Origin of the sequence: Pseudomonas sp. RIT-PI-S (assembly GCF_025642975.1) — a bacterium.
Classification (GTDB): Bacteria; Pseudomonadota; Gammaproteobacteria; order Pseudomonadales; family Pseudomonadaceae; genus Aquipseudomonas.
On sequence record NZ_JANZKJ010000001.1, the window covers coordinates 558,550 to 580,673 of the forward strand.

Annotated in this window: 26 protein-coding genes; 15 read left to right on the forward strand and 11 right to left on the reverse strand. The window is 61.5% G+C overall.

What is annotated here, in order from left to right; genetic code table 11:
- The first annotated feature begins 303 nt into the window (after positions 1-303).
- Together OGL93_RS02515 and OGL93_RS02520 are read left to right on the forward strand one after the other, a co-directional pair.
- Entirely contained in the window at positions 304-2,475 is a 2,172-nt protein-coding gene (locus OGL93_RS02515; RefSeq protein WP_263260790.1) for an outer membrane assembly lipoprotein YfiO, read from the forward strand.
- Entirely contained in the window at positions 2,475-3,215 is a 741-nt protein-coding gene (locus tag OGL93_RS02520) for a DUF3142 domain-containing protein (protein ID WP_263260791.1), read from the forward strand. The genes OGL93_RS02515 and OGL93_RS02520 overlap by 1 nt, the downstream gene beginning before the upstream one ends.
- A gap of 7 nt (positions 3,216-3,222) precedes the next feature.
- On the opposite strand, the gene OGL93_RS02525 is transcribed toward OGL93_RS02520, so the two are convergent.
- Complete coding sequence (locus OGL93_RS02525) at positions 3,223-3,906, reverse strand: response regulator transcription factor (RefSeq protein WP_263260792.1); 684 nt, start codon at positions 3,904-3,906, stop codon at positions 3,223-3,225.
- A 168-nt stretch (positions 3,907-4,074) separates the two neighbouring features.
- Here OGL93_RS02525 and OGL93_RS02530 point away from each other — a divergent pair, with 168 nt between their 5' ends.
- From OGL93_RS02530 to OGL93_RS02545, 4 genes are all read left to right on the forward strand, one after another.
- Positions 4,075-4,812: a phosphatase PAP2 family protein gene (locus OGL93_RS02530; RefSeq protein WP_263260793.1), complete on the forward strand. Its 738-nt coding sequence runs from the start codon at positions 4,075-4,077 to the stop codon at positions 4,810-4,812.
- A 120-nt stretch (positions 4,813-4,932) separates the two neighbouring features.
- Entirely contained in the window at positions 4,933-6,549 is a 1,617-nt protein-coding gene (locus OGL93_RS02535) for a phosphoethanolamine--lipid A transferase (protein WP_263260794.1), read from the forward strand.
- 214 nt (positions 6,550-6,763) lie between these two features.
- Entirely contained in the window at positions 6,764-6,979 is a 216-nt protein-coding gene (locus OGL93_RS02540; RefSeq protein WP_263260795.1) for a hypothetical protein, read from the forward strand.
- A gap of 26 nt (positions 6,980-7,005) precedes the next feature.
- Positions 7,006-7,491: a GNAT family N-acetyltransferase gene (locus OGL93_RS02545; protein WP_263260796.1), complete on the forward strand. Its 486-nt coding sequence runs from the start codon at positions 7,006-7,008 to the stop codon at positions 7,489-7,491.
- Between the two features lie 61 nt (positions 7,492-7,552).
- On the opposite strand, the gene OGL93_RS02550 is transcribed toward OGL93_RS02545, so the two are convergent.
- Together OGL93_RS02550 and OGL93_RS02555 are read right to left on the reverse strand one after the other, a co-directional pair.
- On the reverse strand, positions 7,553-7,924 hold the full coding sequence (locus OGL93_RS02550; protein ID WP_263260797.1) for an FxLYD domain-containing protein: 372 nt from the start codon (positions 7,922-7,924) through the stop codon (positions 7,553-7,555).
- A 232-nt stretch (positions 7,925-8,156) separates the two neighbouring features.
- The gene (locus OGL93_RS02555) at positions 8,157-8,414 is read right to left on the reverse strand and encodes a DUF465 domain-containing protein (RefSeq protein ID WP_263260798.1); all 258 of its coding nucleotides are present in this window, start codon (positions 8,412-8,414) and stop codon (positions 8,157-8,159) included.
- Between the two features lie 143 nt (positions 8,415-8,557).
- Between OGL93_RS02555 and OGL93_RS02560 the strand changes: the two genes are divergently transcribed.
- From OGL93_RS02560 to OGL93_RS02575, 4 genes are all read left to right on the forward strand, one after another.
- Positions 8,558-8,923, forward strand: a complete 366-nt coding sequence (locus OGL93_RS02560) for a 5-carboxymethyl-2-hydroxymuconate Delta-isomerase (protein ID WP_263260799.1) — start codon at positions 8,558-8,560, stop codon at positions 8,921-8,923.
- An 82-nt stretch (positions 8,924-9,005) separates the two neighbouring features.
- Positions 9,006-10,142, forward strand: a complete 1,137-nt coding sequence (rnd, locus tag OGL93_RS02565; RefSeq protein ID WP_263260800.1) for a ribonuclease D — start codon at positions 9,006-9,008, stop codon at positions 10,140-10,142.
- A complete protein-coding gene (locus tag OGL93_RS02570) occupies positions 10,139-10,432 on the forward strand; it encodes a YcgL domain-containing protein (RefSeq protein WP_263260801.1) in 294 nt (97 codons plus the stop codon). The genes rnd and OGL93_RS02570 overlap by 4 nt, the downstream gene beginning before the upstream one ends.
- Before the next feature lie 92 nt (positions 10,433-10,524).
- Positions 10,525-11,457, forward strand: coding sequence for a D-2-hydroxyacid dehydrogenase (locus OGL93_RS02575; protein WP_263260802.1), 933 nt, complete (start codon positions 10,525-10,527; stop codon positions 11,455-11,457).
- Between the two features lie 75 nt (positions 11,458-11,532).
- Here the strand turns inward: OGL93_RS02575 and OGL93_RS02580 are convergent, their stop codons facing one another.
- Positions 11,533-12,129, reverse strand: a complete 597-nt coding sequence (locus OGL93_RS02580; RefSeq protein ID WP_263260803.1) for a nitroreductase family protein — start codon at positions 12,127-12,129, stop codon at positions 11,533-11,535.
- Between the two features lie 182 nt (positions 12,130-12,311).
- Here OGL93_RS02580 and OGL93_RS02585 point away from each other — a divergent pair, with 182 nt between their 5' ends.
- A complete protein-coding gene (locus OGL93_RS02585; protein WP_263260804.1) occupies positions 12,312-12,761 on the forward strand; it encodes a YcgN family cysteine cluster protein in 450 nt (149 codons plus the stop codon).
- A gap of 130 nt (positions 12,762-12,891) precedes the next feature.
- On the opposite strand, the gene OGL93_RS02590 is transcribed toward OGL93_RS02585, so the two are convergent.
- Positions 12,892-13,263 carry a DUF2892 domain-containing protein gene (locus OGL93_RS02590; RefSeq protein WP_263260805.1) on the reverse strand — a complete coding sequence of 124 codons (372 nt, stop codon included), beginning with the start codon at positions 13,261-13,263 and terminating at the stop codon, positions 12,892-12,894.
- A gap of 59 nt (positions 13,264-13,322) precedes the next feature.
- A complete protein-coding gene (locus OGL93_RS02595; protein ID WP_263260806.1) occupies positions 13,323-13,793 on the reverse strand; it encodes an RNA methyltransferase in 471 nt (156 codons plus the stop codon).
- Between the two features lie 146 nt (positions 13,794-13,939).
- Here OGL93_RS02595 and OGL93_RS02600 point away from each other — a divergent pair, with 146 nt between their 5' ends.
- Positions 13,940-14,188: a hypothetical protein gene (locus tag OGL93_RS02600; protein WP_263260807.1), complete on the forward strand. Its 249-nt coding sequence runs from the start codon at positions 13,940-13,942 to the stop codon at positions 14,186-14,188.
- Positions 14,189-14,195: 7 nt separating this feature from the next.
- Here the strand turns inward: OGL93_RS02600 and OGL93_RS02605 are convergent, their stop codons facing one another.
- Positions 14,196-14,660 carry a cyclic nucleotide-binding domain-containing protein gene (locus tag OGL93_RS02605; RefSeq protein WP_263260808.1) on the reverse strand — a complete coding sequence of 155 codons (465 nt, stop codon included), beginning with the start codon at positions 14,658-14,660 and terminating at the stop codon, positions 14,196-14,198.
- Positions 14,661-14,693: 33 nt separating this feature from the next.
- Positions 14,694-16,736: a S9 family peptidase gene (locus OGL93_RS02610; protein ID WP_263260809.1), complete on the reverse strand. Its 2,043-nt coding sequence runs from the start codon at positions 16,734-16,736 to the stop codon at positions 14,694-14,696.
- A gap of 116 nt (positions 16,737-16,852) precedes the next feature.
- Between OGL93_RS02610 and OGL93_RS02615 the strand changes: the two genes are divergently transcribed.
- The 3 genes from OGL93_RS02615 to OGL93_RS02625 are packed head-to-tail and all read left to right on the forward strand — an operon-like array spanning position 16,853 to position 18,726.
- Positions 16,853-17,386, forward strand: coding sequence for an MFS transporter (locus OGL93_RS02615; protein ID WP_263260810.1), 534 nt, complete (start codon positions 16,853-16,855; stop codon positions 17,384-17,386).
- Positions 17,387-17,418: 32 nt separating this feature from the next.
- Positions 17,419-18,195, forward strand: coding sequence for a class II glutamine amidotransferase (locus tag OGL93_RS02620; protein WP_263260811.1), 777 nt, complete (start codon positions 17,419-17,421; stop codon positions 18,193-18,195).
- A gap of 9 nt (positions 18,196-18,204) precedes the next feature.
- The gene (locus tag OGL93_RS02625; protein ID WP_263260812.1) at positions 18,205-18,726 is read left to right on the forward strand and encodes a DUF2937 family protein; all 522 of its coding nucleotides are present in this window, start codon (positions 18,205-18,207) and stop codon (positions 18,724-18,726) included.
- Positions 18,727-18,836: 110 nt separating this feature from the next.
- On the opposite strand, the gene OGL93_RS02630 is transcribed toward OGL93_RS02625, so the two are convergent.
- The 3 genes from OGL93_RS02630 to OGL93_RS02640 all read right to left on the reverse strand — a co-directional run bounded on the left by OGL93_RS02630 (position 18,837) and on the right by OGL93_RS02640 (position 22,027).
- On the reverse strand, positions 18,837-20,015 hold the full coding sequence (locus OGL93_RS02630; protein WP_263260813.1) for a VWA domain-containing protein: 1,179 nt from the start codon (positions 20,013-20,015) through the stop codon (positions 18,837-18,839).
- A gap of 21 nt (positions 20,016-20,036) precedes the next feature.
- Positions 20,037-20,882 carry a MoxR family ATPase gene (locus OGL93_RS02635; protein ID WP_263260814.1) on the reverse strand — a complete coding sequence of 282 codons (846 nt, stop codon included), beginning with the start codon at positions 20,880-20,882 and terminating at the stop codon, positions 20,037-20,039.
- 68 nt (positions 20,883-20,950) lie between these two features.
- On the reverse strand, positions 20,951-22,027 hold the full coding sequence (locus tag OGL93_RS02640; protein WP_263260815.1) for a DUF748 domain-containing protein: 1,077 nt from the start codon (positions 22,025-22,027) through the stop codon (positions 20,951-20,953).
- Positions 22,028-22,124: the final 97 nt, after the last annotated feature.

Here is a 22,124-nt window from a genome sequence, read left to right on the forward strand (position 1 = left end):
GGCCTTGACTTCGGTCAACCTGCTTTTTCTCCAAATAAAAGAAACAACAGCCTTCGATCCTAATTTTTTGAACATTTAGTTCAGGCATTGTGTGCTTGGCATCTAAGGCAGATAAAAAGAGGTTCTAGGATCGACGCTTAAAAATGAGCGTCATATTGTTATGCTTGCGCAGGCTTGCGGCTTTTTTGGCATTAACGTAATCGACCTTGCTTCGCTTGCCTAGGCCGATAATCGTCCGGATTTTCAATACTGTATCATCCCGCCTCGCATCACCCCCCGCGTAGCGACATCAAAGGACTGTTCATGCGTATTCCCTCCCTGCCTCTTCTTGCAATAGCCATAAGCGCAACGGTTTGCCAGCCCGCCCACGCCAGCAGCGATGGCTCTTGCTACCCCACCTGGTCACTGACGAGAAGCTCGCTCGACGCCTGCAGCAATGTCCCCTTTCTGAGCCCTGGCAACGACAGCCGGGTCAACCTGCGGCTGTTGCTGGCTGACCGTAAGGTGCTGGAACTAGCGCCTAATGCGCTGGGAGAGGATGAAATTTCGGAGGGTTACGGCCCTGTACCGTTCGACATTGCGCGCCTCGCCGGAACCACCATCGAGGAGGAGCAGGCCACCGATGCCTCGACCGTGCAACTCAATGCCTTGCTACAGAAGCTCGGCATCGAGCGCGATCATATGGAAACCGCAGGCGACGCCTTCCTGGAGGGGGAGGGCAGCCGCTGTCGCAGCAACAGCGACGACAGTGCGGCGGCTTTTGTGGGGCAGGTGGTGGATACCCCGCAGCTATCGGCGAGCGAGCGCCAAGCCCTTGCCCGGGCCCGCATGCAGTTGCTCGACGCGTGCACATGGGACCCTCAGCAGCTGGCGAGCCTGCTGCCTGGAGCGGGAGATTTGCCGTCCCCGCAAGGCAAGGCATTCGTCGCTTACCTCCAGGCGTCGGCGGCCTTCTACAGCGGCCGCTACAGCGAGGCGCTGGCGGGCTTTACCGAACTGGCCAGCGACCCTCAGCCATGGCTGAAAGAAGTGTCCCTGTACATGCTCGCCAGGGTTCGCCTCAATGACGCGCAACAAGACGCGTTCGATGAGTACGGCTCGCTGAAGGGCAACATCGATCCGGGGCCTTATACCAAGGTGGAGCAAGCCTTGGATGATTACCTGAAGGCCTATCCCAATGGCCGATATGCGGCGTCGGCAAAGGGGCTGATGCGGCGGGCGCATTGGTTGGCGGGAAACAAGAACAAGCTGGCGGATGACTATGCCTGGCAACTGACTGACGCGCGGGAGGAGCAGCGCAGCGTGCCGGTGAATGCGCTGGTCCAGGAGATCGACAATAAGCTGCTCGCCTCGGCGGGTGACAGCCTGGCCATTCCGTTGCTCACCGCGGTCCATGATCTGATGGTCATGCGCCCGGAAGGTGAAGTGAAGCTCACCCCAGAGCGGTTGCTGGCGCAGAAGAGCCTGCTGGCGCAACAGCCGGGCCTTTTCGAATATTTGCAAGCGGCGCTGGCGTTCTACGTCGATAAGAGCCCTGCGCAGGCCTTGACGCTACTGCCCAAGGAGGTACCGGCGGCCCTCGATTACCTGGCCTTCAGCGAGCAGACCCTTCGCGGCCTGGCGCTTGAGGCCAGCAACGACCTACCTGCCGCGCAAGCCTTGTGGCTTGAGCTACTGCCCTTGGCCCGCCAGCCGCTGCAGCGTGAGCAGGTCGAGCTAGCGCTGGCGTTGAATTACGAGCGCAGCGGCCAGGTCGCTAAGGTGTTCGCGGCCGATTCGCCGATCAAATCCGCCCAACTACGGTTGATTCTGTTGGGCAAGGTGGCCGATGCGCCTCTGCTGCGCCAGCAAGCGGAGCAGGGCATCGATGGCAAGGAAAAGGCCACCGCACGGTTCGTGCTGCTATACAAAGACCTGCTCTACGGCCAATACGCCGAGTTCGCGGACGATCTTAAGGCGCTGCCCGAGCAGCCGGCGGATGAGCGGCTGACCAGCAGCCTGGGATACGCCTATGGGGATGGCCAAACGCTCCGGTTGTTCCGCTGGAACGGCGACAAGGCAGAGTCTGGCTACACCTGCCCGAGCATCGTGGAAACCGCGTCTACGCTGCAGGCACGCCGCCAAGACCCTAAAGGCCTGAACTGCCTGGGCGAATTCATCCTGCGCAATGGCCTGGACGGCATGCCCCTGGACCAGCGGCCCAACGCCGATCAGTTGGGCGCAAGCGAGCCAGCCTTCCAAGGGGCTGCGTATTCCCGGCTCGAGGGTTATCAGGCGGTGATTGCCGATGGCAAGGCCGAGCGTGACGACAAGGCCTACGCGCTGTACCGGGCAATCAATTGTTACGCACCGTCGGGCTATAACGGATGCGGCGGCAAGGATGTGGCGTCGGCGGTGCGCAAAGCCTGGTTCAAACAGCTCAAGACCACCTATGGCGCTACCCGATGGGGCAAGGCGTTGCAGTACTACTGGTAATGCCCAGCAAGCTTTGGCCCTGGCTCGTTTGCCTGATGTGCAGCGGCCCCGCTGTGGCTGCGGTAGATGCGCGCCAGCATGATGCGTTTTGGTTATGGAGCGGGGTCAATGCCCAGCCGGTGCTGGATCACGCCAAAACGCTGTATCTGTTGCAAGGCCAGATCAGCATGCCGCGTGATGATCGACAGCGGGTGGCGTTCATCGCGCAAGGCATGAGCGTTACCCGGTTGCCGCAGCCGGAAATCTGGATCGTCTACCGCGCGCACACCCTGCGCTGGCCGGAGACGGTCTATAAAAAGCTGTTCGGCCAAGTACAACGTTGGAGGGCCGAAGGGAACACCATCGTTGGCATCCAGATCGACTTCGATGCCCGCACCCGCTATCTGCAGGAGTACGTCACCTTCCTTCAGGACCTGCGCCAGCGCCTGCCTGCCCAATACCAGCTGAGCATCACCGGCCTGATGGACTGGGCCAGCAACGCCGACCCTCAAGCCATCGGCAAGCTCAAAGGGGTGGTCGACGAGGTGGTGGTGCAAACTTATCAAGGGCGCCGAAGTATTCCAGATTATGCCGCCTACCTACCCCGTATCAGCCGGTTGGGCCTGCCGTTCAAGATCGGGGTAATCCAGGGCGGAGAATGGCAAGCTCCGGGCGCCTTGCGGCAGAGCCCCTGGTACCGGGGGGAGGTGGTTTTTTTGCACAATGGCCCTACGCTGCCTGTTTCCACCGATGGTCTATAAGCCGCGATCAATCCATGTCCCTGCCTGCCGTGAGCCGATACCCGACGCCGCGGACCGTATGCAAGAGCGCCCTGGCGTAAGGTTTGTCGATCGCCTGGCGCAGCTGATGCACATGGCTGCGCAAGCTATCGCTGTCAGGAGAGTCTTCGCCCCAAAGCGCCTCTTCCAGTACCTCACGACGCAGTACGTGCGGGCTTTTTTTCATCAGGATCGCCAGTAGCTTCAAGCCCACCGGATTCAGCTTAAGCAGCTGACCGGCACGGGTAACTTCGAGGGTATCCAGGTCATATTTCAGGTCCGCCACCTGCAAGGTGCGCCTGAAACCGCCCTGGGCACGGCTGGTGATCGCATCGATCCGCGCGCTTAGTTCTGACAGGGCAAAGGGCTTGATCAGGTAGTCGTCGGCACCCTGGCGAAAGCCTTGTAGACGGTCCTCGAGCTGGTCGCGGGCCGTCAACATAACGATCGGCGTGTCACGCCTGGCGTCTTCACGCAGCCGCTTGCACAGGGTAAAGCCATCTATGCCCGGCAGCATCACATCCAATACGATCAGGTCATAGTGCTCCGTGGCGGCGAGGTGCAAGCCGGTCAAGCCATCCTGGGCACAGTCGACGGTATAACCTTTCAAGCCGAGATAGTCTGCTAAGTTGGCGAGAATATCCCGATTGTCTTCCACCACAAGAATGCGCATGGAGAGCCCCTTAATACGTTGAATCGCCGCAGCTTACGCATTGTTTTGCAGCCGGGCTAGGGCAAATCGCAATCGCAAATTTTTCACAATCGCTTGACGTTCGCTCCACGGTGCGGTGGCTAAACTAGTCACGAATACTCTATCTTTTCTATTTTCTCAGGTTGCCACATGCCTATCCGTTACAGTCGGCCCTTGCATTTGCCTATGGCCTTGGGGCTGCCCGCACTTATAGTAATTGGCCTGCTACTGCTTGAGTTCACAAACTTCGATATGTGGCTGGCGAGGCTGAGCTACGACCGCCATGTCGGCCGTTTTCTAGGGCACCATAGTTATTTTCTAGAGAACGTGCTGCACGACGGTGCAAAGCAAATCGTCATAGGCATTGCATTACTGTCTTTGCTTGCATTCGGTTTGTCTTTTTTTAATCGTCGGCTTTCAGGTTGGCGCAGGGAGTTAGGTTGCATCGCGCTGTCCATGGCGCTTTCAACAAGTTTCGTGACCCCGCTCAAAGCCGTAACGGCAGTACAGTGCCCGTGGAGTTTGACGCAGTTTGGGGGCAGCGAGACTTACAGCAAGGTTTTCGACAGCCGCCCGGACACCAGCCATCCAGGCCGGTGCTGGCCTGGTGGCCATGCGGCTACGGGCTTCACCCTATTTGCGCTGTATTTCGCGCTAAGGGACCGGCGCCCGCGCCTGGCGCGTTACGCCTTCGGCCTGGCGCTGGGTTTAGGATTATTGTTTTCCGTGGGCAGAATGCTTCAGGGCGCACACTTTTTCTCACACAACGTATGGACGGCGGTGTTCTGCTGGTGGATATGTTTGGGTACTTACTACCTAGTGTTGCGTAACCGCTCGGCTTATAAGCTTGAAGACTGCCCGGCGCCACGAAAAGAAATATTGCGATAGAGGGTTGTTTGGGCGGTTTGGTATTGTGTTGCTGTGTCGAATTTTTCACAAATTATTGATTTAAGAATCAATAAAGTTATTTCGCTCGATAGGCGAGCGAAATTGCTCTAAGTGAAAAATATGTCGATGATAAAACCCGTCCGGCCTGAACTGCTGACTTTAGTATCTAGTGTTTGCCTCATGGCTGTATTCAACTTGCCGCTATGGCGGCATCTCATGGAAATCACCTCGGAAGATAACCGCGTACTAGCCTTCGCTTTTGTCAGCATGCTGGTATGCGCATTCAACGCTATATTGGCTTTGTTAGTGGGGCGGCGGACGTTAAAGCCAATACTGATGTTCATTTTTCCAGTCAGTGCCGGTGCGGCTTGGTTTATGAGCAAGTACGGAATTGTTATCGATAATGGAATGTTTAGGAACTTGGCAGAAACCGATCTCAAAGAGGTGCGGGATCTGCTGTCTTTGAAATTCTTCTGGTATATGTTGCTGTGTGGCGTGGTGCCGGCAGTGGTGATCTGGAAATTGCCTATCCGTTATCGGGCGGGCCTCATGGGTTTCACGGTCTCATTGCTCGTTGCGCTGGCTAGCGGGCTGCTCATGGTGGTAGTGGCCCTTTCTAATTATCAAGGGCTGGCCTCGCTTCTGCGCAATCACCATGAGCTTCGGCTGCTGGTAGTACCCAGCAATGTCATCGGGGCTGGGCTGTCCTACCTTAACGAGCAATCCGTGTCGTCCAGGCAACCCTTCATGCAGATAGCTGTTGATGCCCACAAGGTCGCCGCGTGGCGTGACCATGCGCTGCCATCTCTGACCGTGCTGGTGATAGGGGAGAGCGCTCGCGCAGACAACTTCGGGGTATTGGGCTACAGCCGTGATACAACGCCGAACCTGGCCCAGGAAGAGGGGGTACTGGCCTTCGGCAACGTACATTCTTGTGGAACCGAAACGGCTGTTTCGGTGCCCTGCATGTTTTCTGATCTTGGCCGCAGAGGCTACTCCGCTTCCCGCGCGCAAAATGAGGAAGGCTTGCTGGACGTATTGCAGCGAGCGGGCTTTCGCGTACTTTGGCTGGATAACCAGTCTGGCTGCAAGGGCACTTGCGCTCGGGTCGGCTACCGCAACCTGAGCCAGAGCACGGACCCGGACAACTGCGACAGCGAATGCCACGATGGCATCCTGCTGCGTGATTTACCCGATCTGCTTGACCACCTCACGGAACACACTGTGCTGGTGCTGCACCAAATGGGTAGCCATGGGCCCGACTATTACAAGCGCTACCCGGAAGGCTTTGAGCATTTCAAGCCTGTATGTTCAAGCAATGCCCTGGATGAATGTTCCAGAGAAAGCATCATTAACGGCTACGACAACACCATCCGCTACACCGATCACCTGTTGGCGAGCCTTATCGATACCTTGCGCAGCCGCCAGCGGCAGGTCGACAGCGCTATGATTTACTTGTCAGACCACGGGGAATCCTTGGGCGAATACAACCTGTATTTGCACGGCGCACCTTATATGCTCGCGCCAGATCAGCAGAAACACGTGCCGCTGATCGTCTGGTTCTCCGAGGGGTATAAACAGGCCTCTCATCTGGACTCGGCTTGCCTGCGGCTGCGTCAAGGCAACGCCTATACCCAAGACAACCTGTTTCACTCGATGCTCGGCTTACTGGACATCAGCACTTCGGCGTATAACCCAGCGCTTGATCTGTTTGCAGGCTGCCGCGGGCCCGCTTGAGGGTTATTGGTGATGAGCAAGCCCTGTTGCCTGATCGGGCTGCCAGGGCGCCCAAGGTGCCGGCCGGGATTCCAATTTTTCGAACCAGCCACGGCCGAATGAGGCATGGGCGGCGCAGATCTTGCCCCATTCATCGGGCTTATAAGCCCTGGACGGCACAACAAGCTGGCTAAGTGATATCGTTCGCACAGCCAATCATTAGGGTGCTATTTCCATGAATACCTACGACGCCAAGCACCTGCAGCTTCTCGACCTTATCGAGGCCAGCCGTTGGCAAGAAATCTCCGAAGAGGACCTGCACGAACTCAAGGTGCTGGTGGTGTGCAAGTACGTAGCCTTCACCAAAGGCCGTGATGACCAGCTCATGGTCGCGCTGAATCCCGAAGGCAAGCACTACCATCAACGGCTGTCGGAACTGGTAAGCCGATAGACGAGGGCTTGGAGGAGCGGGCGCCTTTGGAAACCCTGCTGGTCCCTCATAGCGCGCTCACCCGGCTGCAGGTCGAGCAGCTGCGCTTGTTGGAGGTCGAGCCTGAGCAGCTAAGTGCCTGCGGCGATATAGCGTCCGCCCTGTATACGCTCGCCACTACCTCGGCGGACGCGATAACCGGTTGGGCACTGTTGGTAGACCAACACCCCCGGGCATTCCTGCTGTTGATGCGGGCGCCTTGCGTCCCTGCCTGGGCCGACCCCCTTGCAGCCGTGGTGCTTGCGCTTCAGGTCGACCGCCAGCATCAAGGGCGGGGCTTGGGCAAGGCCTGCCTGCAAGCCTTGCCTGATGCCGTGCGCCGTACCTGGCCGGAAATCAACCAGCTGACCCTCTCGGTAGACCCACGCAATACCGCGGCGCTGCAGCTTTATCGGTCCCAAGGGTGGGTCGATCGGGGCGAGGCTTATCGGGCGAAGGTCGGCTTTGAGCGCAAGTTCGTGTTTGAGCTGTAGATGTACGATTCCCGCGCTGTTCTGCACTGGGCCGCCCCGACCGAGCGGCCCGGGATGGCCCTTATTGAGCGACCAGCGTGCCTGGGTAAGGCACGACCGCCGCAGTGATGCTGATGTGCGGATCCCGCGCGCGAACGGCGGCCGTCGCGACCTCGCCGCTATGCTGCACGGGTTGCCAGATACGCCAGGCCTGGCCAACGTCCATGTCGGGGACCTCCACGGTCTCGCGCGCGACCACCCGGTTGTTCCTGCTGACCTCTACGTCCAGGTAGCCGCCCTTGACCATATGGTCTGAAGCGTTGACCACGGTGCCGACGATGCTGGTGGTGTGGCCAGTATCCACCAGGCGAACGTTGCGTAACTTCAAGTCCGCGGCCAGTGCCGGCACCGCCAGAACACTGGCGAGTATCATTACGATCAGTTGATTTTTCACGCCTTTCCCTCCTTGGGAAAACCCTAATGGGGCGATGATACGTACGGCGAAGGCGTCTGGAATGGGTTTTTTGACGGTTAAGGAAATTTTATTACAATCCGCCAAAATAACGTCAAAAAACCCGAAATAGGGGTAGACGGAACGGCGGCGCCGCTTCGGTTGCCGCGCGGGCTGGGAGGGGGAGAACGGGTTAACCCGCGCCGGGCTCAAGGCACGGCGCAGGCAAGAAGGCTTAGAAGTTTTTCGCGGCGCCCTGGGTACCGGGGTACTCGATTTCCTGGACGATTTTGTTCTTGGTGTCCAAGCGTCTCTTCTTCAAATCATTGACCACGTCATCGTTGGCGGACGCGTTTTCGGCATCCACGACCTGCCGATCGATCTCATCATATTTAGCGATCAGGCTTTGCAGGCGGCTGTTCGTCTGTTGCAGTTTGGCGACTTCTTCCTTGGATCTACCAAGGTCGGCATACAGATTATGCGGGACTGGCATTGCTTCACCTCTCGGCTGGTGGGTTAAACGGAGCATAGCCGTTGATTCATGGGTTGGACCCAGCCCAGCCCGCCTTTCGTTCCCCAGCGGTGGGCTATGCTGTGACCACTGGTCAGCACTCTCTGCCCTGAATGAGGACACCCATGCCCCACCTGCACCTCGAATACACCCGCAATCTCAGCGGGCTGGAGCCCGAAAAGCTGATGCTCAAGCTCAACCATGCTCTGATGGCCAGCGGGCAATTCGCCAATGAGGCGGACATCAAGGCGCGTGCGTTACAGCTCGATCACTTCCGCGTGGGCATCGGCCTGGGCGAGCGAGGCTTTGTGTTCGTGCGCCTGGCCATGCTCAGCGGCCGCTCGGTCGAGGTGAAGCGAAAGCTCTCGGCGGACCTGCTCGCCGCGCTGCACGAAGGGGTGATCCTGCCGCCGGGCACGGACGTGCAGTTCGGGGTCGATATCGTCGAGCTCGACCGTGACACGTATGGCAGCTGGCGCGGGCACGCGTGACCAATACGGCCACGGGCATGACAGGTTGTAACGATCCATGAGCAGGGCGATATATACTGCGCCATTGTTCAAGGAGAGGCCCGTGGCCATAGCGATAGAGTGGATCCGTGACGACCAGGCGCTGGCGGCGCATTGTGCTGTTTGGCAGGCACTGCCTTTCATTGCGCTGGATACCGAATTCGTAAGAGTGGATACCTTCTTCCCCCGAGTGGGGCTGTTGCAGGTAAGTGACGGTCACGTCGCCTTTCTGATCGACCCGCTATGCATTACCGCCTGGGAACCGTTGGCCGCCCTGCTGGCCGCCCCAGGCGTGGTCAAGGTATTGCACGCCTGTAGCGAAGACCTGGAGGTGCTCGCCCGCCTGACCGGGCAACTGCCCGCGCCGCTGTTCGATACCCAGCTTGCTGCCGCTTACCTGGGGCTGGGCTTTTCCATGGGCTATTCGCGGCTGGTACAAGAGGTTCTGGGGCTGGAGTTACCCAAGGGGGAAACGCGTTCCGACTGGCTGCAACGGCCGCTCTCGGAGCAGCAGGTCAGCTATGCGGCCGAGGACGCCTTGCACCTTGCCGAGCTGTACCAGGCCTTGCGCCCGCGCTTGAGCGAGGAGCGCTTTGCGTGGGTTGTGGAAGACGGTCATGAGCTTACCTCCCAGTGGGATCGCGAAGTGGACCCGCATGAGCTGTACCGCGAAGCGCGGCTGGGCTGGAAGCTTTCTCCTACGCAGTTGGCGGTGCTGCGCGAGCTGTACGCCTGGCGCGAAACGCAAGCGCGCCTGCGTGACGTACCCCGCAACCGGGTGATCAAGGAGCAGACCCTTTGGCCACTGGCACGCTTCCAGCCCAATAACCTGACGGCCCTGGCGAAGGTCGATGAAATGCATCCGCGGACCATCCGCCAGGATGGAGAAACCTTGCTGGAGCTGATCCAGCAGGCAGCGCGAACGCCGCCAGCGGACCTGCCCGCGCCACTGCCCGAGCCGCTGCCAATGGAGGCCTCCGGGCTGCTCAAGCAGCTGCGTGCCGTAGGCCAGGCCGAGGCCGAGCGCCTGGGTATCGCGCCCGAACTGGCACTGCGCAAGAAGACCCTCGAAGCCCTGTTGCGCAGCGGCTACCCCAGCGGCCCTTACAGCCTTCCTGATTCCCTGCGTGGCTGGCGCCGCGAGCGGCTGGGCCAGGCGTTGCTCGATAGCCTGGCGGCAGCCGGAGACCAACATCCATGAAACGCATCTGCTCCATCTACCGTAGCCCGAAGAAAAACGAGATGTACCTGTACGTGCTCAAAAGCGATGCGCTGGCCCGGGTTCCAGAAGCCTTGCTCGCGGCCTTCGGCGCACCGCGCCATGCCTTCGACCTGGTGCTCAGCCCCGAGCGCCAGCTCGCCCGGGAGGACATCCACAAGGTGTTGGAAAATCTCGACGGCCAGGGTTACCACCTGCAGATGCCGCCGCCGGAACCGGAGTACATCGAGCATCTTCCCGAGGAGTTGTTGCGGCGCAACGACCCGGTCTAACGTCGGGCGCCTGGCGCCGATTTCACTGAACGGCCGGCCAGCCTCTAGTAGGCTGCCGCCCTTCGCCCCGTTGCTGCTTTCAAGGTTCGACCATGCGTGTGCTTATCGCGGAGCAGGCCTTTGCCGCCTACGCCGCCCTGCTTGAAGACAAGGCGCCTGCCTTGCAGGTTTTTACCAGTGATGATTCCGCCGAGCTGTCCCGTCAGGCCGCCGATTGCCCAGTGTGGCTTGGCCAGCCCGACCTGCTGGCGAGTTTGCTGCGCCAAGGGCATCGGCCGCGTTGGGTGCAATCCACCTGGGCGGGGATTACGCCCCTGCTCGGCTTGGGCCTGCCGCGGGATTACCAGCTCACCCGCGCCGTTGGCATCTTCGGCCAGGTAATGGCTGAGTATGTGCTGACTTACCTGCTTGGCCATGAACGCAAGGTCATGGCCCGGGTAGTCAGCCAGGTGGAGCGGCAGTGGGACAGCCGCCCGGCGGGCAGCATTGCCGGGCGCCGGGTGCTGATCGTGGGGGCGGGCGACATCGGCCAATGCGTGGCGCAATACCTGTCGGCGTTCGGTGTGGAGTTGTACGGTATCGCCAGTACCGCGCGAGCGCTGGCGCCCTTCAAGGAAGTCGCTGGGCTGGAGGCCTTGCCGCGACTGGTAGGGCAGGCCGACTACGTGATCAATTTGCTGCCCGACACGCTCGCCACCCGGGACCTGTTCGATGCCCAGCTGTTCGCAGCCTTCAACCCCGAGGCGCTCTTCATCAACGCAGGCCGCGGCAGCGCGGTGGTCGATGGCGATCTGGTGCAGGCGCTGCGCGACGGTCACGTGGCTGGCGCGGTGATCGACGTATGCCGCCAGGAGCCGCTGCCTCGCCAACACCCGTTCTGGACCGCCTGGGGCCTGCTGCTAACCGGCCACAGCGCCGCACCTACGTCGCCTGCCTTGATGGCCGGGCTGTTCCTGGAAAACTTGGCGGCGTTCCAGGCCGGAGAGCCACTCAAGGGCAGGGTGGATTTCAACCGGGGCTATTGATGGCGCCGCTCCCGTTCGTAGCAGCTGGCGACGCCTGCGAACCTGTCAGGTCAGGGCCGCGAACCCGGTAACCCCTCAGCTGAAGTCGAAATCCCCACCCTTGGCCAGCTCGCCTACGGGGCGCCGCGGGCTCGGTACTTCCCGGGCTTGCAGGTGCTCGGCCAGGCTGCTCTTGTCGCCCAGCTTGCCCACCGCAACTGCGGCGTGCAGCGCATAGCCTTCCGGAATGTGCAGCTCTTCGCGGGTCTTGGCTTGATCGAAGCCCGCCATGCCGTGGGTGTGCCACCCGCTGATGCTGGCTTGCAAAGCGAAGTGCGCCCAGGCCGAGCCGGTGTCAAAGGTGTGCCACAGCGCCGGGCCTTCTTCGCTGGCGCCCGGCGGCGTGAAGGTGGTTTTCGAGAGAATGATCACCAACGCCGAAGCATGCTGGGCCCAGCTACGGTTGAAGTCGTTGAGCAAGCTTAGAAAGCGCGCCCAGTCTGGGGTATCGCGACGGGCGTAGAGGAAGCGCCAGGGTTGCGAGTTGTAGGCCGAAGGCGCCCAGCGCGCAGCTTCGAAGAAACTCAACAGGGTTTGCTCGTCGATCGGCTCGGCATTGAAGGCACGCGGCGACCAACGATTGATGAAATGTTCGGCAATGGCGTATTCGGCAACGCGGGAGGTGTCGGACATGGCTTCGCTTCCTGGGTAAGAGGGTAGCAAGCTACTCAACCGTTTCACCGCTGGCAAGCGCTTGGCCATGCATCCCTGGCGCGCCGGTCATCCGCCGCGCTTGGCCGCACGCCCATCCCGCACTAGACTTGCCGCGCTTTGAGCCGATGTACTGTCGGCATGCTCTCGTCTCAGGAACGCCCATGGCCGTCACCGTAGAACCCTTCTGGCTTCGCAAGACCCTCGATCAGCTGGACCCCGGCGAATGGGAATCGCTGTGCGATGGCTGCGGGCTTTGCTGCCTGCAGAAGCTGGAAGATGAAGACGACGGCAGCGTGTACTACACCCGCATCGCCTGCCGGCTGCTGGACCGCGACAGCTGCCGTTGCAGTGACTATCCCAATCGCCGGGCCCATGTGCCGGATTGCATCCAGCTTACCCCGGAGCAGGCCGATCAATTTAACTGGCTACCACCTACCTGCGCCTATCGGCTGGTGAGCGAAGGCAAGGACCTGCCTCCCTGGCATTACCTGGTATGTGGTGATCGGCAGCAAGTGCACAAGCAGCGGGTATCGCAGGCGGGGCGGATGCTTAGCGAAGACAGCGTAGCGGCGGATGACTGGGAAGAGCATCTGATCTTCCGCGCCGGATGAGCTCCTGCCGCTGGGAAGAGCGGGCGAAGCCCGCGAATCGGTTGGTGCCAGCGCCATTTCGTGGGCTGGCATACCGCGTTCGCGGGCTGCGCCCACTCCTGCAACCATGCTGCGATCCCTGGGACGGGCTTCAGGCTTTCGGCGATTCCAGCGAGTCGTTACCGGTAACGGTCGCCGAAGAGGTGGCGGCTTCGGCGCTGTTTTTCAGCTCCTTGAGTTGATCGCCGGCGCGTTCGATGTTGCCGCGCAAGCCCTCGAGTTCTTCCCGCCCTTTGGCCAACAGGCTCTTGGTTTTGCTGCGCCCGGTGAAGCCGCGGGCCAGGGCCACGCCGCCAAGGGCAATCTGCACCAGGCCGAACAGGCCACCACGGCGTACACCTTTGCCCACCAGCAACAAGCCACCGGCGAGGGAGCCGGCGCGTTCCCAGCCATGTACGTTGGTGTCAGTGGCGGAGGAAGAAGGCAGGGCTTCGATAGCTTCGGTGATGATGTCTTTGCTCATGGGAATCTCCGGGTGAATAAGCTCAATAAGCTGACTCCCAAACGCGACGGCTGTTCCCCTTACTTGAAGCCTGGGCCCGAACGGGTATTGTTTCCCTTGGCCAAACGGTCGTACAGGACCACGTTGACCGTAGCCGCAAGGTTCATGCAGCCCTGGGTCGGAATGTAGATGGTTTCTTCGCACCACTGGCGCAGGTCTTCGTCCAGGCTGCCGTCCTCGGGGCCGAAGATGTACAGCGCGCGGTCTGGGTGGGTGTAGCTGGGCAAGGGCCGGGCGTCTGGCACTAGCTCGACCGCCACCGGAATACAATCCAGGGGCAGGATCATCCGCAGGTCGTCCACGCCAATCAGCGGTATGTCGTAGTGCACACGCTTGGTGTCGGTGATGAAGTCGCGGGCGCGTTCGTAGCGCCTGCCGGTATAGAACACCGAATTGACCCCATAGCAGCCAGCCGCGCGCATGACCGAGCCGACGTTTTCCGGTGACTTGGGGTTCTGTAGCCCGATGCAACTGTATCGCTTGTTCGCCACGGCGGGCCCCTTGGTGAAAAACGCGCGATTATCCGGGGGCGGGCAGGTCGCGGCAAGCGTGGCGGCGACGGGGGGCTTGCCGACAGGCGCAAGCACGGATAGCGTGTGGCCTGTCCCTAGCGATGCGAGGCCATAGCTTGACTGCCATGAACCCACTTTTCGTGCTGCTGTTCAGTGCCGTGGCGGCCTTTGCCCAGGCTGCGACTGAGCCGCCCGCGCCCATCGAACCCGCGCCACCCGTGCCCGCGGTGGCACCCGCCACGCCTTCGATGCAAGGCGGCCCGGTCGCCCCGCCCGCCAGCCCGGCGGCGCCCCTGCCGGAAGTTGAGTTGCCCCAGCCGCCAGCGGTGAGCCCTGCGGCGGTGCAGAAAGGTGAGAGTTCCGCGGACGGTTAACGGCCGCTCAGGACAGCCGCTGACCGTCGACCATGCGCAGGCGCTTGGACAACGCTATCGCCAGCGCACGGATGACCTTGGCGGCGACCTTCGGTGCCTCGGTCATCATCTTTTCCAAGGAGTCCTTGCCCAGGCTGAGCAGTTGGCAGTCCGTGGCGGCCACGCAGGTGGCCGAACGCCGCTCGCCATCGAGCACGGCCATTTCCCCGAACGAACGGCCCTTGCGCAGCAGCGCGATTTCCACCTGGTTGCCGTCGGCGTCGAGCTTGGCCACCGAGACGTTGCCGTAGTGGATGATGCACATGAAGGTGCCGGCATCCCCCTCGCTGAAGATGCGGGTGCCTTGTTCCATCGAGACGATGCTGAAATACCCTGCGGCAACGCCGCAGTCATCCGGGTGCAGCTGGCTGAACAGGCCGCAATCCATCAGCATGATGCGGATTTCGCTGTTCAATGAAGCGGCGTGTGCCATGGTCTGTATCTTCGCTAATGCCGTGGTTGTTATTTACACCAGTTTCAGCACCTTGAACACAAAGCCATACTCCAGCGCGACGTCGCGCAGCCCCTGGTAACGCCCGCTCATGCCGCCGTGCCCAGCGTCCAGTTCGGTCTTGAGCAATAGCAAGTTGCTCGAGGTCGAGCGCTCCCGCAGGCGAGCCACCCATTTGGCCGCTTCCCAGTAAGCCACCCGGCTGTCGTTGTAACCGGCCACCACCAGTAGATGAGGATACGCCTGGGCGCGAACGTTTTCGTAAGGCGCGTAGGCCTTGATGCGTTCGTACACTTCTGGCTCTTGCGGGTTGCCCCACTCATCGTACTCAGTCACGGTCAATGGCAGGTCCGGGTCGAGCATGGTGTTGAGGGTATCGACGAACGGCACCTCGGCGATGGCCGCGGCGAACAGCTCGGGCCGCAGGTTGAGCACTGCGCCAATCAGCAGGCCGCCAGCGCTGCCGCCGCTAGCCACCAGGGAGTCGGCACGGGTCACGCCGGTGCTGATCAGGTGTTCGGCGCAAGCGATGAAATCGCTGAAGCTGTTGTGTTTGTTCGCCTGCTTTCCCGCCTGGTACCACTGCTCGCCGAGCTCTCCGCCCCCGCGCACGTGAGCGATGGCAAAGCCGACGCCACGGTCGAGCAGGCTTAGCCGGGCGTGGGAGAACCAGGGGTCAAGGCTTTCGCCGTAGGCGCCGTAGCCGTACAGGTACAGCGGCATGGGCTGGCCAATATGGTCGCGGCGCCGCACCAGGCTCACTGGCACTTGGGTGCCGTCCGGGGCAGTCGCCCAAACCCGCTCGCTGAGGTAGTGATCCGGGTCGAACGAGCCGAGCACCGGCGTTTTCTTCAGAACCACCTGCTCGCCGCTGGCCAGTGCCAGTTGACGCACCTGCGCCGGTCGGTTGAGCGCCTCGTAGCGCAGCCGCATATGGTCCCCGACGAACTCCAGGGTGTCTTGCACATACAGGCTGTAGGCCGCGTCCGGCAGGCTGACGCGATAGTGCTCCGCCCCGCTCGGATGCACTTGCACCACCGGCAGGCCGGCTTCGCGCAGGCTCAGTACGTAGGCGCGGTGGTTAAGGCTGAAGCCATCGAGCATCACCTGCGGGTCATGGGCGACCAGCGTTTGCCAACGGTCCTCATGAGGGGCCTCGGAGGCTGCCGGGCAGTGGTACAAGGCGAAGTTCAGCCCGTCGCGGTTGCTGCGCACGAACCAGGTCCAGGTGCCATCCAGTTGGCCGTGGTCGATGTCGTAGTCATGGCCCTCCCGGCGCGGTGCCACGCAGCCGAACGCTCCCTCGGGCTGATCTGCATCCAGCACCCAGGCTTCGCTGGTGGTCTTGCTGTTGGTATGCAACACCAACTGGCGCTCGGAACTGGCGCGGTAGCAGTGCAGGAAAAAGCGCCCGTCGCTTTCCTCGAACACCAGCGTGGCGCCCGCCGTGCCCAGGCGGTGGCGATACAGTTGGTGCGGGCGGTGGGTATCGTCGTGCACGGCGAAGAACAGCGTGGCGCTGTCGTTGGCCCAGGTCATGCTGCCCGAGCACTCGTCGAAGGGCAGGGCCTGCACCTCGCCAGTGGCCAGGATTTTTACGAACAAGCGGTAGGTTTCGTCGCCTTGGGTGTCCAGGCTATAGGCAAGGCGTTGGTGGTCTGGGCTGATGCTGAACGCGCCGAGGGAGAGGAAACCGCCTTCGGCCAGCACATTGGGGTCCAGCAGCAGTTCCTCGGTAGCGGGGTCCACTTCCAGCGAACCATTGGCCGGGCGCGGAGCGCGGTAATGGCGCGCGTACTCATCGCCTGCAGTGGTGCGCGAGTAATACAGCCATGGGCCCCAGGGGGAGGGCAGGCTCAGGTCGGTTTCCAGGATCCGCCCGCGTATTTCCTCGAACAACGCCTCGCGCAGCCCGGCCTCGCTTGCCAGCTGCGTGTTCAGGTAGCTGTTTTCCGCGCGCAAGTGCGCCAGCACCTCTTCGCTGTCGCGGGCTTGCAGCCAGGCGTAGGGATCGTTGCCGGCGGCCTTGCGGGCGAGTGGGGGCGTGAGCTGTGACATGGATGGATCCTCGCAAGATGCGCGGCGGGCGCCACGCTGGCCGGCAGCACTGCGCCTTTAGCCAAAAGCCGTTATCATAAGCGCCACTCTGCTGCCTTGCCACGACCACGACCACCATGACCGAGAACGACTATTACATTGCCTGGGGCCTCTATGCCTTCGCCGCCCTAGGCTGCCTGCTGGTGTGGTTTCGCCTTACCCGATGGCTGTGGCGCTGGCTGCGCGAACCGCTGCGGGTAGTGGCGGCGGTGGCGCTGTTCACCCCGACCGTAGTAGACCCTGCCAAGGAGCAGTTCGCGCCTGCCATCGCTATCACCGCGCTGGATCTGATCTTCAAGGTGGCCGCCAACGCCTGGCGCGCCGTGCCAGACCTGGCCATGTACAGCGTGATCGCGCTGGCCGTGTATGCCGTGTTCGCGCTGATCCGCTGGCCACTGGAGCGCAGCGCCCGCGCCCGCCGAGCCGAGCAGCAGGCCGACGCCGAGCGCCGGGCGAAGCTGGCCGAAGCCGAGGCGAACGAGCTCTTCGCGCCCGCGCCGCTTAACCCCCCGTCCGCGCCTGGCCGCTACGACGCCGAGCCGCGCCCACAGGCCGGTAGCCCACGACGCCCCACCGACGGCGGCTCGATGCGGGTCGAGCCGCGGGTCTAACCGATAGCGCTGCTGCCAATGAGGGGCCTGTAATGTGCGAATTGCTCGGCATGAGCGCCAACGTCCCCACCGACATCGTTTTCAGCTTTACCGGCTTGATGCAGCGGGGCGGCCGTACTGGCCCTCACCGCGACGGCTGGGGCATTGCCTTCTACGAGGGGCGGGGCCTGCGGCTGTTCCAGGATCCAGCGCCCAGTTGTGAATCGAGGGTCGCGGAGCTGGTGCAGCGTTATCCGATCAAGAGCGAAGTGGTGATCGGCCATGTGCGCCAGGCCAATGTGGGCAAGGTCTGCCTGGCCAACACCCACCCCTTCGTGCGTGAGCTGTGGGGCCGCAACTGGTGTTTCGCCCACAATGGCCAGTTGGCCAACTTCGCGCCGCCCCCCGGGTTCTACCGGCCGGTGGGTGATACGGACAGCGAAGCGGCCTTCTGTGACTTGCTCAACCGGGTACGCGCCGCCTTCCCCGAGCCTACTGAAGAAGAGCGGCTAGTGCCGATCCTGGTGGAGGCTTGCGCCGGCTACCGAAAGCTTGGGGTATTCAATGGCCTGCTCAGCGATGGCGACTGGTTGTTTACCTTCTGCTCGACCAAGCTGGTGCATATTACCCGGCGGGCACCTTTTGGCCCGGCCCGGCTCAAAGACGTCGATGTGATCGTGGACTTCCACGCCGAAACCACACCTAACGACGTGGTCACGGTCATTGCCACCGAGCCTCTGACCGAAAACGAAACCTGGCACCGTCACGAACCAGGGCGCTGGAAGCTCTGGCGTGGCGGTGAATGCGTAGCCGAAGGCCATATCGAATAAGGACGCTCCATGCTGCGAAGCTATCTCCGGCTGATACTGTTCGCCCTCGGCCTGCTGGTTGGGGTTCAGGTGCCGGGCGTGATCAACGACTACACCCAACGGGTACAGGCGCACCTGCTCGAAGCGCAGAAGGCGCTGGAAGGCTTTAGCGAAACCGCGCAGAAGTTCTTCAATGGGGATTTGCAAGCGCTGGTGCAGCATTATCAAAGCAGCGACGACCCGGTGTTCCGCAGCGACGCCCAAAGCGTTGCCGCGCTTGTCGCGCGGGAGCAGGCGCTGGAGCGCGAATGGCAGGCCCTCCAGGGGCGGTGGTATGAGCGCGCCTGGCATGTAGCGAGCGCCGCCGACCGGCAGATCCGCCAGGAAACCCTCGACAGTTATGATTACCGCGTGCCGCTGGCGCCGGATGCCATCGCCTGGGGCATCAGCGTCGCCTTGCTGCTGGCGGCGGCCATCGAGTGGCTGCTGATTGGTGTGGGTTACACCTTCGGCATCCGCCCCCGCAAGCCGATTCCAGAGAGCTGGCGATAAACAGGTTGTAGGCGTAAGGGCGGCCATCCGGCGCAGCCCGCGAACCGTGGTCTGCCAGTTCGCAAGCTGGCGCCAGCCCCTACCCTGGAAAGGGCTTGGGGCGTAACCGGTTATTTCGACAGGTACCGCATTCCTTCCTCGAGGCCCGCCAGGGTCAAGGGGTACATCTTGTCCTCTATCAGCTCCCGTACCAGCCCGGTAGACGCTGTGTAATGCCAAGTGTCCTTAGGGTAGGGGTTGATCCAGATCAGCTTGCGAAATTTCTCCTTGAAGCGCTGCATCCATGCCGCGCCAGCTTCTTCGTTCCAGTGTTCGACGCTGCCACCGGGGTGGGTGATTTCGTAGGGCGCCATGGCCGCATCGCCAACGAAGATCACCTTGTAGTCCGCCCCGTACTTGTGCAACAGGTCGTGGGTCGAGGTCCGTTCGGAAGTACGCCGCAGGTTGTTCTTCCACACCGATTCGTACACGAAGTTATGGAAGTAGTAATACTCCAGGTGCTTGAACTCGGTCTTGCAGGCGGAAAACAGCTCTTCGCAGGTTTTCACGTGGGCGTCCATGGAGCCGCCGATGTCGAACAGCAGTAGCAGCTTCACGCTGTTGCGCCGCTCGGGGCGCAGCTGAATGTTCAGTAGCCCGGCATCACGCGCCGTGTGGTCGATGGTGCCGTCGATGTCCAGCTCGTCCGCGGCGCCTTGGCGGGCGAACTTGCGCAGCCGGCGCAGGGCCATCTTGATGTTGCGGGTGCCCAGCTCGACCTGATCGTCCAGGTTCTTGTAGTCACGCTGGTCCCACACCTTCACGGCCTTGCCCTGGCGTTTGCCCGCATCACCCACGCGAATGCCTTCGGGATTGAAGCCTCCGGAGCCGAATGGGCTGGTGCCGCCGGTGCCGATCCACTTGTTGCCACCGGCATGGCGTTCTTTCTGTTCGGCCAGGCGTTCCTTGAAGGCTTCGATGAGTTTGTCCAGCCCACCAAGGGTCTGGATCTGCGCACGCTCTTCCGGGCTCAGCGAGCGCTCGAACTCTTTGCGCAGCCACTCCTCGGGAATCAGCGCCTGCAGATGCTCGCCGAGGTTTTCCAGGCCATTGAAGTAAGCGGAAAACGCCCGATCGAACTTGTCGTAATGGCGCTCGTCCTTGACCAGAATCGCCCGGGCCAGATAGTAGAATTCGTCCATGTCGGCGAACACTACACGCTGCTTCAGCGCCTGGAGCAGGTCGAGCCATTCGCGCAGCGAAACCGGCACCTTGGCCGCGCGCATTTCATTGAACAGGTTTAGCAGCATGGCATTGGCCTCCGCGGCGCGTCAGCGGTTGCTGCGACGGCTCATGAACGCCAGGCGTTCAAGCAGCTGCACGTCCTGCTCGTTTTTCACCAGGGCACCGGCCAGCGGTGGGATCGCCTTGGTGGGGTCGCGCTCGCGCAGTACCGCTTCGCCAATGTTGTCGGCCATCAGCAGCTTGAGCCAGTCCACCAGTTCGGAAGTGGAGGGTTTTTTCTTCAGGCCCGGCACTTTGCGCACGTCGAAGAACACATCCAGCGCTTCGCTGACCAAGCTTTCCTTGATCCCGGGGAAGTGCACATCGACGATCTTCTGTAGCGTGTCGCGGTCGGGGAAGGCGATGTAATGGAAGAAGCAGCGGCGCAGGAAAGCGTCGGGCAGTTCTTTCTCGTTGTTGGAGGTGATGATGATGATCGGCCGCTGCTTGGCGCGAATGGTTTCATCCGTTTCGTATACGTAGAACTCCATTTTGTCGAGTTCTTGCAGCAGGTCGTTGGGGAATTCGATATCGGCCTTGTCGATCTCGTCGATGAGCAGGATCACTCGCTCCTCGGCTTCGAAGGCCTCCCACAGCTTGCCCTTCTTCAGGTAGTTGCGTACGTCATGGACCTTATCCACGCCCAACTGCGAATCCCGCAGGCGGCTGACCGCGTCGTACTCATACAGCCCCTGATGGGCCTTGGTGGTGGACTTGATATGCCAGGTGATCAGCCGGGCGCCGAAGGCCTCGGCCAATTGCTCGGCCAACATGGTCTTGCCGGTACCCGGCTCGCCCTTGACCAGCAACGGGCGCTCCAGCGTGATGGCCGCGTTGACTGCCAGCTTCAGGTCGGACGTGGCGACATACGCCTGGGTCCCTTCGAATTTCATGGGCCGATCCTCTTGTTTTGAATGCCCGGATCATACCCTGCGCCGGGGGCGAATTCACCGCCCCGCGGTCAGTCCTTGGTAGGCGGCGCTTGTTCGTAGCGAGCACTGAAGGCCTGCACGAAGCCGTTACGCAATATCTCCCAGAAGGCCTGCAAGGGGCTGATGTCTTGGCGGTGCACATTGCCGCTCAGTTCCACCCGGGTCGCGAACTGGTTCTTCTGCTGGTTCTTGAGCACGGTTTCGGTGCCGCCAACCAAGGCCTCCCACACGCCGCGGAAAAAGCCCTTGTCCTTGTTCTCGACATCTTGCTGCCAGTTGAACACGTCCACGTCGCGCAGCAGGGGCTTGATGTAACCGGAAAGCTGGCCTTTCTTCGCTTGGGCCTCTACCACCACATCGCCATGGCCGGCATTGAAGTCGAACTTCCCATAAGCGGAAGCGAAGCTATTGACCCGCTTGAGTTCGATGTCGGTCACCCGCAGGCGGAACTGGAAGTCATCGAAGTTACCGAAGGGGTCGAACGTGGCTTTGGTATCTAGCGGCGCCTGGCCGAACAACACGGCCTTACCCTCGAAGCGCGCGTCGCGCTTGCCCGCGGAATCTTCCACATTCGTCAGGTTATACAGGCTGGCGTTGATCTGGTCGGCTTCGAGCTTTACCGGTGGCTTGGAGGAGAAGTTGTTGAAGGTGATCTTGCCGTCGTCCACCCGAACTTCGTTAAGGGTGATCGGCAGCAGTTTTTCCAACTGAGCGCGCCAGTCCGTGCCGGCACCCGTCTGCGAGGCCTGTTTGTTCTCGCCACCGTCGACGAAGTTCAGCGTTGGTTGCATGAAGGCCACGCGGGCCACCACGGCGTGGTCGTACCACAGCGAATGCCAGCTCACGGCCAGGTCGGTTCGGGGGACGTCCAGCAGCGGCACCGGCACCTTGCCGTCGACCTTGGTCACCCGCAGGCCATTGATTGCGTAGGCGCCGCGCCAGAGGGCGATGTCGACATCATCCACATGGCCGCTATAGGCGCCCATGTCTCGCAGCTTGTCATTGAGGTAATCCCGCACCAGGAAGGGCAGGGCGATGTGCAGAATGATCAGCAGCACAATGAGGGTGACGATAACGATCAGTGGCCAACGGTAGCGACGTTTCATCAGGTTGGGCTCCATCAATATGCTAAGTGGACTCTCTTGCGCGCAAGACGTTCGCTCCAATGCCCTGGACGCCGCGAGGGCGCCAGCTTACCCTCAG